We start from the raw sequence: 14,184 nt of genomic DNA, 5'->3' as shown, positions 1-14,184 counted from the left end.
GACATTTGACAATATGAAACCGATTCCAAAACTTGTACAATAAAATCATCAATAAATCCTTACTTGGCTAAGAGCTAGAAGGAAAAAGGAGGCAGGAAAGATGAAATACCTTGTACTGGTCAGTCATGGGGGACTGGCTGCAGGCGTGCAGAGTTCCTTGAAGATGTTTGCCGGAGACAAGACGGATCAGGTCATTGCGGTTGGTCTTCAGGAAGGCAAGTCAGTTGATGATTTTGCAGTTGATTTTACTCAGGCCTTAGATGGCTTAAGCACTGATGACAGTGTCTTAGTTCTGGCTGATATTGTAGGAGGCAGTCCTCTGACGACAGCAGCGAGCGTCTTAGCTGACATAGGTAAGCTCGACTCAGCAGTTATCTTGGGCGGTTTGAACCTGACCATGGGACTGACTGGCTTGGTTATGAAAGACATCTTAGACGGGAAAGATCTGGCTCAGGCTATCCTTTCCGAGGCTACAGCTGCTTTGCAGGAATTTGAAGTCGTAAGTGATGCAGCTGAAGAAGATGAAGACGACATTTAGTACTTCCGTCATACATTCTAAAAGATAAAAGGAGATTTTAAAGATGACAGTATCATTTGTACGGATTGACGACCGCATGATCCACGGTCAAACAGTCACTCGCTGGGCCAAGGAATACCCTTGTGATGGCCTGATTGCAGTAAATAATGCTGCAGCAGGAAACAAGGTTTTGATTCAGGCCTACAAGGGAGCTTCTGACAAGAAGACTTTTGTTTGGACCAAGGAAGCCTTCAAGGAAAAATCAGGCAAGGTCACAGAGTCAGACAGCCGCTATTTCCTCATTACGAAAAATCCTGTGGACATGAAAGAAATCCTAGTGGACCAAGGCTTTGTACCTGGTGATGTTAAGGAAATCATCATTGGCCCTGCTAATGACCGTCCTGGAGCTATTAAGCTGGGGAATAACCAGTCCATTACCCAGGAAGAGGCAGAAGCGATTGAGGCGATAGAAAAAGCAGGCTACAAAGTCAAATTCCAGCTCCTACCAGATGTTTCCATCGGTTATTGGAGCGATTTCAAGTCTAAATTTGGTTTTTAATTATAATAATGAAAAGGAGAGTCTATTATGACAATTTCTTGGCTGCAAGCCGCTTTACTGGGTCTTTTCGCTAGTTTAGCTTCTATGCCTGGTATGGGTGGTACTAGTATTGGTAACTACACTTTGGGACGTCCTCTGGTCGGAGGCTTGATTAGCGGGCTGATTCTCGGAGACTTAACAACAGGGATTATGGTTGGGGTAGCCCTTCAGGTTCTCTACATCGCTCTGGTAACACCAGGTGGTACAGTTTCTGCTGACGTGCGGGCGATTTCTTACATTGGGATTCCTCTCGCAATCTTATTTGTTCATTCTAAAGGAATCACGTCTGAATCTGCTATTGCTGCAGCAGCTGCACCAATCGGAGCAGCAGTTGGTACTATCGGTACAGTTCTCTTCTATGGAACAGCCACTACAAACCTGCTATGGCAGCACATTGGCTGGAAAGCCGTTGAAAAAGGCGAATTTAAAAAGCTTTACGCTGTTGACTGGGTTTATCCTTGGATTTCCCACTTTGTCTTCTCTTTCCTTCCAACAATGCTTATCACTAAGTTTGGCCCCGATATGGTTGAGCTGATGAAGACCCACCTGCCAATGGATGGCTTCATCATGAAATCCCTCTTTACAGTCGGAGCTCTTCTCCCATGTGTAGGTATTGCCATTCTCTTGAAACAAATCGTTACCAAGGCTGCTGACTTTATCCCATTCTTTGTGGGCTTCACCTTGGCTAAGTCACTTGGTCTTAATTTGGTTGCCAGTGCAGTTGTTTCACTGATTTTTGCAGTAATTTACTATGAATTGGAAGTAATCAAATCAGCTCGTGTGACCGCGCCGGCTGGTGGGGCTGACTTTGATGACGATGAGGAGGATATCTAAGATGGCTGAAAGAAAGAAAATAACTAAAAAGACTTTAGCGAAATCATTCCACCATTGGTACTATGGTCATTTGACTTGCTTCTCTCAAGAGCATATGCAGACTTTTGGTTACTTGACCTCTATGCTACCAATCGTGGAAGAACTCTACAAAGACAAAGCAGAGCAGAAAGAAGCTATGCAGACCTATACGGCTTTCTTCAACACAGAACCTCAGCTCGGAGCTTTGGTAGTGGGGATTACAGCTGGTTTGGAAGAAGCGCGTGCCAATGGAGACGCTGTTGACGGCGAAACTATCAATGGTATGCGTGCCGGTCTCATGGGACCTATCGCAGGTATCGGTGATTCATTGGTTGTCGGAACCCTAATCCCAGTTCTGCTGGGGATTGCCCTTGGCCTCTCAAAAGGCGGAAATCCTATCGGGGCTCTCTTCTACATCCTTGTATGGAATGTTCTCATCTATGGCGGTATGCGCTTTGCCTACTTCAAAGGCTATGAATTAGGGGACAAGGCGGTTGAATTCCTTGTAGGACCTAAAGGACAGGCGCTTCGTAAGGCAATCAGTGTCATTGGTGGTATGGTTATCGGGGCAGTTGCTGCAACTTGGGTATCTGTAACGACTTCATTAGAGCTGAAAAATGCTGATGGCGAAGCCTTCTTGAAGCTACAAGAAAAGATTGACGGTGTTTATCCAGGTCTCTTAACAGCTGGCTTTATCACCCTTTGCTGGTGGCTGATGGCCAAGAAAAAAGTATCACCAAACCTTGTTATGCTCCTCTTGGTTGTCATTGCTTTGATTGGTGTAGCACTGGGCATCTTTGATCCTCAACTGAAATACTAATTCCTACTCAAGTTTCAGACTGGCAGTAAGTCCGATATGCTACTAGTCTAGTATCAATTTGTTTGACTTAAATAAAGAATGGAGAAAATCATGACAGAACAAGAATTGATTCAAGGTTATGAAACAGAAATTCACTACCAGAAGCATATGATTGAAAATCTAGGACGCTGGTTTACTCTCTTCTTTGTCATTGCCAGTATCGGTCTTGTTCTGATTTACTTCTTTCATGAGACTAATCTATTAGCACTGATTGCAGGAATTGTCCTAGCCCTTCTGGGTGTCTTAGCCATGCTCTTGTTTGGTTATGGCATCTACAGAGGACGGCTCAATCTGCAAAAGGTGATCAATGATTTTGAAGCAAAACTAAAACTTGCAAGATAGACATTTAACCTAGAAAACATAATCCTAAGTGAGAAAATCACTTGGGATTTTTTTAATTCAAGAAAATAGTTCTTATGGAAACTTTTGTCTTGACATCTCTTTTCAAAGTGGTAAAATAGTTCTCATGAAAACTTATTTAGTTCTCAGGAGAACTAAATGCGATGGTTAGAAAGGAGTTAGTATGGATAAACCGATGTTGGTCTTTAAGCGTTTTGGTCACCAGATTCATTTGATGGTACAAAAGGAAGCCAAACATTGTGGCATTGAATTTATGGGTGGACCGCAAGGTCAGGTGGTGCGTTTTTTGGATAGCCGTGAAGAAAACCAAGACTTGGTCTTGATTAAAGATATCGAGCAGGAACTCAATATTACTAAGTCTGTTGCTAGTAATCTAGTCAAGCGTATGGTGCAAAATGGTTTGGTGGAATTGGAGGCGAGTCCTGTTGATAAGCGGGCTAAATTTGTTCGTCTGACGGACAAATCGCGTTCTCAAATGAAGCAGGTTAAGGCCTTCTTTGAACGCATTGATCAGAGTCTGCTAGATGGTGTTTCAAAGTCAGACTTGGCAATCTTTGAAAAGGTCCTCGGTCAGTTGCAAGAAAATGTTGAGAAGATAGGAGGAGAGAATGAAGAAATTAGCCAAACGAATTAGTAGAAAAGAATGGGGGATGATTTTACTAGCCATTCTCTTTACTTGTTTTTCGGTCTATCTAGAGTTGGAAGTGCCGACCTATATCTCGAAAATTACGGATTTGCTAGGTAGTCAAGGAACTAATTTAGATGAGTTGTGGCAGCCGGCAAGCATGATGGTGGGAATGTCCTTTCTTGCCTTCTTGTCCGTAGTTGCAGTTGGATTTTTTGCATCCCGAGTGGCGGCTTCTTATACTAGTAGGTTGAGAAGTGATATTTTTAACCGAGTTTTGGATTACTCGCAGACAGAGATTAAGAAATTCTCTATTCCCAGTCTCTTGACGCGTACTACCAATGACATTACTCAAGTTCAAATGTTGATTACCATGGGCTTGCAAGTGGTAACGCGTGGTCCGATTATGGCTATCTGGGCTATCGGGAAGATTTTAGGCCATTCAGAATACTGGCTCTGGGCCGTACTTGTGGCAGTGATTGTCAACGTCCTGATGACGACAGTTTTGATGACGCTAGCCTTTCCAAAACAGTCCTTGATTCAGGGGCTGACAGATAAACTGAACAGTATCACTCGTGAGAGTTTAACAGGTATTCGTGTCGTTCGCGCCTACAATGCAGAGGATTACCAAAATGAAAAATTTGCATCAGCAAATGATGAATTGACACGCTTGAATTTGTTTGTCAACCGTCTTATGGCTATTTTGAACCCTATCATGATGGGGATTTCAAGTGGTTTGAGTGTGGCGATTTACTGGATTGGGGCCTATGTGATTAACGACGCTGCTCCGATAGCGCGTCTGCCTCTCTTTAGTGACATGATTGTTTTCATGTCTTATGCCATGCAGGTTGTCATGGGCTTCCTTCTCATGGGAGCACTCTTCATCGTTCTTCCCCGAACTATGGTCTCTGCTAAGCGGATTAATCAAGTTTTAGATTTGCATTCTTCTATTCAAAACCCTGCTCAAGTGCAGCTGGCTGATGAAAACCTCAAAGGTCAGGTCGAATTTAAGGATGTGACCTTCCGCTATGCGGCAAATTCGGAGGCAGTTATCGAGCATGTTAGCTTTAGAGCAGAAGCTGGTCAAACAGTGGCCTTTATTGGGTCAACAGGTTCTGGTAAATCAACTCTGGTCAATCTGATTCCACGTTTCTATGACGTATCAGCAGGAGAAATTCTGGTGGACGGTGTCAATGTTCAAGACTATGCTCTAGAAGATTTGCGCAACAAGGTTGGCTATATTCCACAAAAAGCTGTTCTCTTTTCAGGTGATGTCAAAGACAATCTAGACTTTGGACAAAGTCAAGAAACACCACTTAGTGAGCAGGCTATGTGGCAAGCCTTGGAATTGGCCCAGTCTAAGAACTTTATCGAAGACAAGGAAGCTGGCTTGGAGTCAGAAGTAGCTCAAGGAGGAACCAACTTCTCAGGTGGACAAAGACAGCGTCTGGCCATTGCGCGTGCCTTGGCTCGGAAGCCAGAAATTCTCATCTTTGATGACTCCTTCTCAGCCTTGGATTACAAGACAGACCGTGTCCTACGCCAAGAGCTAGCAGAGAAAACAAAATCTATGACCAAGCTCATCGTCGCACAGCGTATTTCAACCATTATGGATGCAGATTTGATTTTGGTCTTGGATCAAGGTAAAGTCGTGGGACAAGGCACCCACAAGGAACTTCTAGCTAATAACGAAGTTTATCAAGAAATTGCCTATTCACAATTATCGAAGGAGGAATTGGAACATGGAAAATAAAAAAATGTCTCTCTGGAAACAGAGTAAACCCTATCTTGCAGCTCTCCAGTTTGCCCTTCTGATAGCCTTTCTAGCAACAATCCTATCTAATATCATTACTGTATATGGGCCAACCCGCATCAAGGAAATGACTAATATTATTGCTAGTGGTTTGGAAACAAGTGTGGATGTAGCGGCAGTTGCAGCTATTGGTAGTTTTTTGGCCGTGATTTATGTGATTGGACTTCTATCAAATTATTTGCAGGCCTTTCTGTTTACAACAGTCATTCAACGTTTTTCAGAGCGTTTGAGAACAGCCATTGCAGAGAAAATCAATAGCCTACCATTGGGATATTTTGATGGGCACTCTCAGGGGGATACTTTGTCTCGTGTAACCAATGACGTTGACACTGCAGCACAGTCCCTGAATCAAAGTCTGGGAACAGTTCTTTCATCTAGTTTACTGGTCGTGGCAGTCTTGGTAACCATGTTTGGGATGAACTGGATTTTAGCCTTGGTGACGGTTGTTTCAACCCTTATTGGTTTTGTTTTCGTGTCCGTCTTTATGGGCAAATCCCAGGGCTTCTTTAAGAGTCAGCAACAAGATTTGGCAGCTGTCAATGGCTATGTGGAGGAAATGTACTCTGGCCATAATGTGGTGACCAGTTATAATGCCATCGAAAGTACGAAAGAAGAATTTGCGACATTAAACCATCGTCTGTATGATAGTATCTGGAAATCTCAGTTTATTTCAGGGATTATGATGCCGATTATGATGTTTATTGGGAACTTTAGTTATGCCTTAGTGATTATCGTCGGTGCAGCCTTGGCTCTGAATGGGCAGATCAGTATCGGGATTATCGTGGCCTTTATGGCCTACGTTCGTATCTTTTCTCAGCCTCTTTCACAAATCGCCCAAGGGGTTACTAGTCTTCAGCAGGCTAGTGCAGCCATGGGACGTGTCTTCGAATTCCTAGCTGAAGAGGAAATGGAAGACGAATCCTATAAAGAAAGACAATTGAGCGATATGAAAGGTCAAGTAGTCTTTGATCGAGTCTCCTTTGGTTATACACCAGAGCGAACCATTATTCATGACTTTTCTGCGACCGCTCATGCAGGTCAAAAGGTTGCGATTGTCGGACCGACCGGAGCTGGTAAGACAACCATTGTCAATCTTTTGATGAAGTTCTATGAGATTGATAAGGGAAGTATCCGTATCGATGGTGTGGATACCAAGGATATGAAGCGTTCGGAAGTACATGATGCCTTTTCAATGGTCTTACAGGATACTTGGCTCTTTGAAGGTACTATCCGAGATAATCTCATCTATAACCAAGAGGGGATTAGTGATGAGCGCGTGATTGAAGCCAGTAAGGCTGTGGGGATTCACCACTTTATCATGACCCTGCCAGATGGTTATGATACAGTCTTGGACGACACGGTAACCTTGTCTGTCGGACAAAAACAACTCTTGACCATCGCTCGTGCTTTGCTGAAAGATGCACCACTCCTAATCCTAGATGAGGCGACTTCTTCTGTTGATACCCGTACAGAGGAATTGATTCAGAAAGCCATGGATCGTTTGATGGAGGGCAGAACTTCCTTTGTCATCGCCCACCGCTTGTCAACCATCCGTAATGCTGATCTGATTCTGGTTATGAAGGATGGCATTATCATCGAGCAAGGAAATCATGATGAGCTAATGGCGCAAGCTGGTTTTTACGCTGATCTCTACAACAGTCAGTTTACAGAAGACGAAGCAGAAGAATAAATCGAAAGAAGGCTTGACGGCCTTCTTTTTCTGCACTATACTAGAAGGCAAGTGCTTCCCTGCAAGCAATACTCTTCGAAAATCTCTTCAAACAGCGTCAGCTTCGCCTTGTCGTAGGTATGGTTACTGACTTTGTCAGTCCTATCCACAACCTCAAAGCAGTGCTTTGAGCAGTCTGCGGCTAGCTTCCTAGTTTGCTCTTGGATTTTCATTGAGTATAAAATTTGAGTAAGTGATGAGAAAATATATGAAAAATTATCAAGAATGGTATGACCACATTGCTGGTAACATTGGGAATAAGCCCTTTCTTCTGAGCTTGTTAAGAACTTTCAATCGGTTCATGACAGTAGTTATGCCTATAGTTTATCTAACCTTGTTAGCTGCCACATATTTCCAAGAAGGACTTGGGAAACAGGTCTGGATCTACTTGTTTGTTCCTGCGTCAGGTTTTGTGATTTTGTCCTTTCTTCGTAAGAAAATCAATGCCCCTAGGCCTTATGAGGAATGGGATATTAAACCCTTGCTTGACAGAGATAGTCCTGGTCAGTCTATGCCCAGTCGTCATGTCTTTTCAGCAACCATTATCTCCATGGCTTGCTTACATGCTAGTTTATCTGTAGGGGTTATCTTGTTGGTCTTGTCAGCCCTCCTCGGTCTTGTGCGAGTTTTAGGAGGCGTTCATTATCCCCAGGATGTTCTGATTGGCTATGCCTGTGGGCTCATCTGGGGAATTCTCTTCTTTATTTTTTAAAAAGCAAAGCAAGTGGGCTTGGCCTCGTAACCACTTACGGGTCAAAAGTGACCACTTGCTTTTTTGCCCTTGTAAAGTCTTCTGGGCTTTGGTATAGTAGATGCAGAAAGGAGATAGGATGAAGTTACGAATCGAGATTGACAGCAATTTAGAGGAAACTGAAATTGTCATCAAGGCGGCGGCTTTGACAGATGAGATTGCGGATTTACAGCGCCTCTTGCAAGAGTCCAAGTCTCCTAGGTTGATTTTTTACAAGGGGACGGGTGAATACTACTTAGACTTGTCAGAAATTCTCTTCTTTGAGACGGAAGGTAGCAAGATTTATGCCCATACCCATAAAGATGCCTACGAGGTTCGGTTTAAACTCTATGAGTTGGAGTCTATCCTGCCCCGTTATTTCAGTCGAGTATCCAAGTCGACCATTACTAATATTCGGCAAATCTATTCGGTGGACAAGTCCTTTTCAGGAACGGGCACCATTTCCTTTTATCAGACCCACAAGGAGGTTCATGTCTCACGACATTACCAATCCCTCCTAAAAGAAAATCTAAGAAACATGAGGTAAGAACATGAAAAAGAAAGCATTTGGTATTGTGTTGCTAGTATTGGCAGCTTTAGTATTATTGCAAGGAAATTTTGGAATCCCTTCTCTAGGAGGGCACATTTGGCCTTTGATTGGTATTGGATTTTTTACCTACCAATCAGTTGAGGCTTTGCTTCGTCGTCATCTGACTTCAGCAGTTTTTACAGCTCTAGTAGCAGTAATGATTGCTAACCACTTTTATGATATTTTACCGATTCCCAATCAATCACTGTTCTGGGCCAGTATTCTAATTGTTCTTGGAGTTAATTATTTGACTCACTCTAACAGAACATGGAATGGTAAGAAATGGTGGTATGACGGTGAAAAGACCATTCTGACAGACAAGGAAGTCGCTTTTGGAAGTGGGACTTTCTATAAACAAGATCAAGATCTTGTAGACGACCAAGTAGAAGTTGCTTTTGGAAATGCAAAAATCTACTATGACAATGCAGAGATGTTAGGTGATTTTGCAACTTTAAATATCGAAGTTGCTTTCGGAAATGCAACCGTCTATGTTCCACAACACTGGCGTGTCGATTTGAAAGTAGAAACATCCTTTGGTGCAGCCAAGGCAGATACTCCTCTATCCCCAACCAGCAAAACCTTGATTATTCGCGGTGAAGTGGCTTTTGGGAAGTTGGGGATTGTCTACGTTAAATAAAAAAATCTTCCAATTCCCTTGCAAAAATGAAGAAAGTGTGATAACATAGTACGGTATGTGGTGCTAGCACATCCGCTATATTAGATCTAATAGGAGGAAAACACAAATGGCTAAAGTATGTTACTTTACAGGTCGTAAGACTGTATCAGGAAACAACCGTTCACACGCGATGAACCAAACAAAACGTGCCGTAAAACCAAACCTTCAAAAAGTTACTGTTCTTATCGATGGTAAACCTAAAAAAGTTTGGGCTTCAGCTCGTGCTTTGAAATCAGGTAAAGTTGAACGCGTTTAATAATAAAAGTAAGGAGACCTTAGGGTCTTTTTTCTTTTACTGTAGATATAAAATCATTTGAAAAATAGAGTAAATATCCGCTGATACAGTATTCTGCTTTTACACTTGGGCTGAAATATGATAAAATAGAGTATCAACTAGTTGAGGTAAAAAGGATGACTGTAAAAATTAATACAAAAGATGGTCAAATCGAACTAACAGATGAAGTGATTGCAACCGTCGTAGGTGGAGCAGCAACTGAGATTTTTGGTGTGGTCGGTATGGCTAGTAAAAATGCCCTCAAAGATAATTTCCAAGCCCTTCTAGGTAAGGAAAATTATTCCAAAGGTGTCGTCGTAAAAGCGGCCGAAGATGGCAGTATTGCAGTTGATGTATATACCGTGTTGAGCTACGGAACAAAGATTAGCGAAGTGTCAAAAAACATTCAAGAGCGTGTTCGTTTTAGTTTGGAAAACCAACTTGGAATTACTGCTCAGACTGTAAATGTCTACATTCAAAATATCAAAGTTGTAGGAGAATAACCGTGTCAAAAATTACTACTAGCTTATTTCAAGAAATGGTGCAGGCTGCATCAACTCGCTTGAATAAGCAAGCTGAATATGTCAATTCATTAAACGTCTTTCCCGTTCCAGATGGAGATACTGGAACAAACATGGGAATGACCATTGAAAATGGTGCTAAAGAAGTTGCAGATAAGCCAGCTTCTACAGTTGGCGAGGTAGCGAGCATTCTTGCCAAAGGTCTTTTGATGGGTGCGCGTGGAAACTCAGGAGTTATTACGTCTCAGCTTTTCCGTGGATTTTCACAAGCCATCAAGGATAAAGACGAGTTAACAGGTCAAGACTTGGCCCTTGCCTTCCAATCAGGTGTGGAAGTTGCTTATAAGGCAGTGATGAAGCCAGTTGAAGGAACGATTTTGACAGTTTCTCGTGGGGCTGCTATCGGTGCTAAGAAAAAGGCTGAGCAGACAGATGATGCTGTTGAAGTCATGCGCGCAGCCTTGGAAGGTGCTAAAACAGCTCTAGCTAAAACGCCAGACATGCTTCCAGTATTGAAAGAAGTTGGCGTTGTGGACTCAGGTGGTCAAGGACTGGTCTTCATCTACGAAGGTTTCCTTTCAGCCCTTACTGGCGAATATATTGCATCTGAGGATTTTGTAGCGACTCCAGCCAACATGAGTGAAATGATCAATGCTGAACATCATAAGTCTGTAGCTGGTCATGTAGCGACTGAGGACATTACCTTTGGTTATTGTACTGAAATCATGGTAGCTCTTAAGCAAGGTCCAACCTATGCTAAAGATTTTGACTATGACGAGTTCCGTAACTACTTGAATGAACTTGGGGATTCTCTCCTCGTTGTTAACGATGATGAAATCGTCAAAGTTCATGTCCATACAGAAGATCCAGGACTTGTTATGCAAGAAGGTCTCAAATATGGTAGCTTGGTCAAGGTAAAAGTTGACAATATGCGTAACCAACACGAAGCACAGGTTGAGAAAGAAGTTGCTCAAGTTAGCAAGCCGGCTGAAGAAAAAGAGTATGCTTTGATTGCTGTGGTGGCTGGTAAAGGTCTAGCAGATATCTTCCGTTCTCAAGGTGTGGATTATGTTATCGAAGGCGGTCAAACTATGAACCCTTCAACAGAAGACTTTATCAAGGCCGTTGAACAGGTCAACGCTCGTAACATCATCTTCCTGCCAAACAACAAGAATATCTTCATGGCAGCTCAATCTGCAGCAGAAGTTTTGGAGCAACCAGCAGTAGTGGTAGAGGCTCGTACTCTTCCTCAAGGTTTGACAAGTCTTCTTGCCTTTGATCCAAGCAAGTCCATCGAAGAAAACCAAGAGCGTATGACTGCTGCTCTTAGCGATGTCATTAGTGGAAGCGTCACAACAGCCGTTCGTGATACAACCATTGATGGCTTAGAAATCCATGAAAACGATAATCTTGGTATGGTGGATGGGAAAATCCTCGTGTCAAACCCTGACATGCACCAAACCTTGACAGAAACATTGAAACATATGTTGGATGAAGACAGTGAAATCGTAACCTTCTATGTCGGTGAAGACGGAAGCGAAGAACTTGCCAATGAAATTGCCCAAGAAATCGCAGAAGAATTCGAAGACGTTGAAGTCGAAATCCACCAAGGCCAACAACCAGTTTACCCATACCTATTTAGTGTGGAATAAGATTAATGAAGAACTGAGAAATCAGTTCTTTTTTCTTTTTGAATAATGAAATCGGTATCTTTTTAATAAAAACAAAAATAACATTCATAAATAAACGTTAAAATAGAAAATTCAGAAAATTTCTTCTTTTCTCTTGAAAAATTTTGAAAAAATGGTATGATAGTAACAAGTTATTTTTTAGTGAAGAGAAAGGGGAACAATGGAGAAAATCAGTTTAGAATCTCCTAAGACGGGGTCGGACCTAGTTTTGGAAACACTTCGTGATTTAGGAATTGATACCATCTTTGGTTATCCTGGTGGTGCGGTCTTGCCTTTTTATGATGCGATATATAATTTTAAAGGCATTCGCCACATTCTAGGACGCCATGAGCAAGGTTGTTTGCATGAAGCTGAAGGTTATTCCAAATCAACTGGAAAGTTGGGTGTTGCCGTCGTCACTAGCGGACCAGGAGCAACAAATGCAATTACAGGGATTGCGGATGCTATGAGCGACAGTGTTCCCCTTTTGGTCTTTACAGGTCAGGTGGCGCGAGCAGGGATTGGGAAGGATGCCTTTCAGGAGGCAGACATCGTGGGAATTACCATGCCAATCACTAAGTACAATTACCAAGTTCGTGAGACAGCTGATATTCCTCGTATCATTACAGAAGCTGTTCATATAGCAACTACAGGACGTCCAGGGCCAGTTGTAATTGACCTACCTAAAGACGTATCTGCTTTAGAAACAGACTTCATTTATTCATCAGAAGTGAACCTACCAAGCTATCAGCCAACTCTTGAGCCGAATGATATGCAAATCAAGAAAATCTTGAAACAATTATCCAAGGCTAAAAAGCCAGTCTTGCTAGCTGGTGGTGGAATTAGTTATGCTGAAGCAGCTGCAGAATTAAATGAATTTGCAGAACGATATCAAATTCCAGTGGTAACCAGCCTTTTAGGGCAAGGTACGATTGCAACGAGTCATCCATTATTCCTTGGAATGGGAGGCATGCACGGATCATTTGCAGCTAATATTGCCATGACAGAAGCTGATTTTATGATTAGTATTGGTTGCCGTTTTGATGACCGCTTGACGGGGAATCCTAAGACCTTCGCTAAGAATGCTAAGGTTGCCCACATTGATATTGACCCTGCCGAGATTGGCAAGATTATCAGTGCAGATATTCCAGTAGTTGGAGATGCTAAGAAAGCCTTGCAAATGTTACTAGCAGAACCGACAGTTCATAACAATACTGAGAAATGGATTGAGAAAGTTACTAAAGACAAGAACCGTGTTCGTTCTTATGATAAGAAAGAACGTGTGGTTCAGCCGCAAGCTGTTATTGAACGCATCGGTGAGTTGACGAATGGAGATGCCATTGTGGTAACAGACGTAGGACAACACCAAATGTGGACAGCCCAGTATTATCCCTACCAAAATGAACGTCAGTTAGTGACTTCAGGTGGTTTGGGAACGATGGGATTTGGAATTCCAGCAGCAATTGGAGCTAAAATTGCTAACCCAGATAAGGAAGTAGTCTTGTTTGTTGGGGATGGTGGTTTCCAAATGACCAACCAAGAATTGGCTATTTTGAATATTTACAAAGTGCCAATCAAGGTGGTTATGCTGAACAATCACTCACTTGGAATGGTTCGCCAGTGGCAGGAATCCTTCTATGAAGGTAGAACATCAGAGTCAGTCTTTGATACCCTTCCTGATTTCCAATTGATGGCACAGGCTTATGGCATTAAAAACTATAAGTTTGATAATCCTGAGACCTTGGCTCAAGATCTTGAAGTCATCACTGAGGATATTCCTATGCTAATCGAGGTAGATATTTCTCGTAAGGAGCAGGTGTTACCGATGGTACCAGCTGGTAAGAGTAATCATGAGATGTTGGGGGTGAAGTTCCATGCGTAGAATGTTAACAGCAAAACTACAGAATCGATCAGGAGTCCTCAATCGCTTTACCGGTGTCCTGTCTCGTCGTCAGGTTAATATTGAAAGCATCTCTGTTGGAGCAACAGAAGATCCGAATGTATCGCGGATCACTATTATTATTGATGTTGCTTCACATGATGAGGTGGAGCAAATTATCAAACAGCTCAATCGTCAGATTGATGTGATTCGCATTCGTGATATTACAGACAAGCCTCATTTGGAGCGCGAGGTGATTTTGGTTAAGATGTCAGCGCCAGCTGAGAAGCGCGCTGAGATTCTAGCGATTATTCAACCTTTCCGTGCAACGGTGGTAGATGTAGCGCCAAGCTCGATTACCATTCAGATGACAGGAAATGCTGAAAAGAGTGAAGCTCTATTGCGAGTCATTCGACCATACGGTATTCGTAATATTGCTCGAACGGGAGCAACTGGATTTACCCGCGATTAAAAATCGACTTAAATTTGTTA

Annotated in this window: 16 protein-coding genes; all 16 read left to right on the top strand. The window is 42.6% G+C overall.

Annotation, left to right across the window (positions count from 1 at the left end; all coding sequences use genetic code 11):
- The first annotated feature begins 100 nt into the window (after nt 1–100).
- The 16 genes from ADJ60_RS00295 (at nt 101) to ilvN (ending at nt 14,164) form a co-directional block, all read left to right on the top strand.
- Complete coding sequence (locus tag ADJ60_RS00295; protein WP_004256753.1) at nt 101–538, top strand: PTS sugar transporter subunit IIA; 438 nt, start codon at nt 101–103, stop codon at nt 536–538.
- A 43-nt stretch (nt 539–581) separates the two neighbouring features.
- Nucleotides 582–1,076: a PTS system mannose/fructose/N-acetylgalactosamine-transporter subunit IIB gene (locus tag ADJ60_RS00290; protein ID WP_004193690.1), complete on the top strand. Its 495-nt coding sequence runs from the start codon at nt 582–584 to the stop codon at nt 1,074–1,076.
- Between the two features lie 27 nt (nt 1,077–1,103).
- Nucleotides 1,104–1,949 (top strand): PTS mannose/fructose/sorbose/N-acetylgalactosamine transporter subunit IIC, encoded by an 846-nt coding sequence (locus ADJ60_RS00285; RefSeq protein ID WP_049501833.1) that lies wholly within the window; start codon nt 1,104–1,106, stop codon nt 1,947–1,949.
- Nucleotides 1,933–2,787 (top strand): PTS system mannose/fructose/sorbose family transporter subunit IID, encoded by an 855-nt coding sequence (locus ADJ60_RS00280; RefSeq protein WP_002896727.1) that lies wholly within the window; start codon nt 1,933–1,935, stop codon nt 2,785–2,787. Before ADJ60_RS00285 ends, ADJ60_RS00280 begins: the two co-directional genes overlap by 17 nt.
- A 90-nt stretch (nt 2,788–2,877) precedes the next feature.
- Complete coding sequence (locus ADJ60_RS00275; RefSeq protein ID WP_004256757.1) at nt 2,878–3,168, top strand: hypothetical protein; 291 nt, start codon at nt 2,878–2,880, stop codon at nt 3,166–3,168.
- A gap of 181 nt (nt 3,169–3,349) precedes the next feature.
- Nucleotides 3,350–3,820: a MarR family winged helix-turn-helix transcriptional regulator gene (locus tag ADJ60_RS00270; protein WP_049542573.1), complete on the top strand. Its 471-nt coding sequence runs from the start codon at nt 3,350–3,352 to the stop codon at nt 3,818–3,820.
- Entirely contained in the window at nt 3,795–5,564 is a 1,770-nt protein-coding gene (locus ADJ60_RS00265) for an ABC transporter ATP-binding protein (RefSeq protein ID WP_049542571.1), read from the top strand. The genes ADJ60_RS00270 and ADJ60_RS00265 overlap by 26 nt, the downstream gene beginning before the upstream one ends.
- Nucleotides 5,554–7,314: an ABC transporter ATP-binding protein gene (locus tag ADJ60_RS00260; RefSeq protein WP_049542568.1), complete on the top strand. Its 1,761-nt coding sequence runs from the start codon at nt 5,554–5,556 to the stop codon at nt 7,312–7,314. Before ADJ60_RS00265 ends, ADJ60_RS00260 begins: the two co-directional genes overlap by 11 nt.
- 247 nt (nt 7,315–7,561) lie before the next feature.
- Nucleotides 7,562–8,065, top strand: a complete 504-nt coding sequence (locus tag ADJ60_RS00250; protein ID WP_000800905.1) for a phosphatase PAP2 family protein — start codon at nt 7,562–7,564, stop codon at nt 8,063–8,065.
- A gap of 118 nt (nt 8,066–8,183) precedes the next feature.
- Nucleotides 8,184–8,630 carry a LytTR family DNA-binding domain-containing protein gene (locus tag ADJ60_RS00245; RefSeq protein ID WP_049542563.1) on the top strand — a complete coding sequence of 149 codons (447 nt, stop codon included), beginning with the start codon at nt 8,184–8,186 and terminating at the stop codon, nt 8,628–8,630.
- Between the two features lie 4 nt (nt 8,631–8,634).
- Nucleotides 8,635–9,309, top strand: a complete 675-nt coding sequence (locus ADJ60_RS00240) for a LiaF transmembrane domain-containing protein (protein WP_045612309.1) — start codon at nt 8,635–8,637, stop codon at nt 9,307–9,309.
- Between the two features lie 106 nt (nt 9,310–9,415).
- Nucleotides 9,416–9,604 (top strand): 50S ribosomal protein L28, encoded by a 189-nt coding sequence (gene rpmB, locus ADJ60_RS00235; protein ID WP_001140948.1) that lies wholly within the window; start codon nt 9,416–9,418, stop codon nt 9,602–9,604.
- Between the two features lie 155 nt (nt 9,605–9,759).
- A complete protein-coding gene (locus tag ADJ60_RS00230; protein ID WP_000216437.1) occupies nt 9,760–10,125 on the top strand; it encodes an Asp23/Gls24 family envelope stress response protein in 366 nt (121 codons plus the stop codon).
- 2 nt (nt 10,126–10,127) lie between these two features.
- Nucleotides 10,128–11,795: a DAK2 domain-containing protein gene (locus ADJ60_RS00225; RefSeq protein WP_049542561.1), complete on the top strand. Its 1,668-nt coding sequence runs from the start codon at nt 10,128–10,130 to the stop codon at nt 11,793–11,795.
- Between the two features lie 199 nt (nt 11,796–11,994).
- Complete coding sequence (locus ADJ60_RS00220; RefSeq protein ID WP_049542559.1) at nt 11,995–13,695, top strand: acetolactate synthase large subunit; 1,701 nt, start codon at nt 11,995–11,997, stop codon at nt 13,693–13,695.
- The gene (ilvN, locus tag ADJ60_RS00215) at nt 13,688–14,164 is read left to right on the top strand and encodes an acetolactate synthase small subunit (protein WP_001253803.1); all 477 of its coding nucleotides are present in this window, start codon (nt 13,688–13,690) and stop codon (nt 14,162–14,164) included. The genes ADJ60_RS00220 and ilvN overlap by 8 nt, the downstream gene beginning before the upstream one ends.
- Nucleotides 14,165–14,184 lie beyond the last annotated feature (20 nt).

The sequence above is a fragment of the Streptococcus pseudopneumoniae genome (genome assembly GCF_001076775.1).
GTDB classification, from domain to species: Bacteria; Bacillota; Bacilli; order Lactobacillales; family Streptococcaceae; genus Streptococcus; species Streptococcus pseudopneumoniae_G.
Note: the sequence above shows the minus strand (reverse complement) of the source record. Positions and strands in the feature narration are given on the sequence as shown.

Coding starts and splice junctions, on each gene's coding strand:
- ADJ60_RS00220 (WP_049542559.1), top strand. CDS start 11,995: ATGGAGAAAATCAGTTTAGAATCTCCTAAGACGGGGTCGGACCTAGTT.
- ADJ60_RS00260 (WP_049542568.1), top strand. CDS start 5,554: ATGGAAAATAAAAAAATGTCTCTCTGGAAACAGAGTAAACCCTATCTT.
- ADJ60_RS00270 (WP_049542573.1), top strand. CDS start 3,350: ATGGATAAACCGATGTTGGTCTTTAAGCGTTTTGGTCACCAGATTCAT.
- ADJ60_RS00280 (WP_002896727.1), top strand. CDS start 1,933: ATGAGGAGGATATCTAAGATGGCTGAAAGAAAGAAAATAACTAAAAAG.
- ADJ60_RS00245 (WP_049542563.1), top strand. CDS start 8,184: ATGAAGTTACGAATCGAGATTGACAGCAATTTAGAGGAAACTGAAATT.
- ADJ60_RS00250 (WP_000800905.1), top strand. CDS start 7,562: ATGAAAAATTATCAAGAATGGTATGACCACATTGCTGGTAACATTGGG.
- ADJ60_RS00295 (WP_004256753.1), top strand. CDS start 101: ATGAAATACCTTGTACTGGTCAGTCATGGGGGACTGGCTGCAGGCGTG.
- rpmB (WP_001140948.1), top strand. CDS start 9,416: ATGGCTAAAGTATGTTACTTTACAGGTCGTAAGACTGTATCAGGAAAC.
- ADJ60_RS00285 (WP_049501833.1), top strand. CDS start 1,104: ATGACAATTTCTTGGCTGCAAGCCGCTTTACTGGGTCTTTTCGCTAGT.
- ADJ60_RS00240 (WP_045612309.1), top strand. CDS start 8,635: ATGAAAAAGAAAGCATTTGGTATTGTGTTGCTAGTATTGGCAGCTTTA.
- ADJ60_RS00275 (WP_004256757.1), top strand. CDS start 2,878: ATGACAGAACAAGAATTGATTCAAGGTTATGAAACAGAAATTCACTAC.
- ADJ60_RS00230 (WP_000216437.1), top strand. CDS start 9,760: ATGACTGTAAAAATTAATACAAAAGATGGTCAAATCGAACTAACAGAT.
- ADJ60_RS00265 (WP_049542571.1), top strand. CDS start 3,795: ATGAAGAAATTAGCCAAACGAATTAGTAGAAAAGAATGGGGGATGATT.
- ilvN (WP_001253803.1), top strand. CDS start 13,688: ATGCGTAGAATGTTAACAGCAAAACTACAGAATCGATCAGGAGTCCTC.
- ADJ60_RS00290 (WP_004193690.1), top strand. CDS start 582: ATGACAGTATCATTTGTACGGATTGACGACCGCATGATCCACGGTCAA.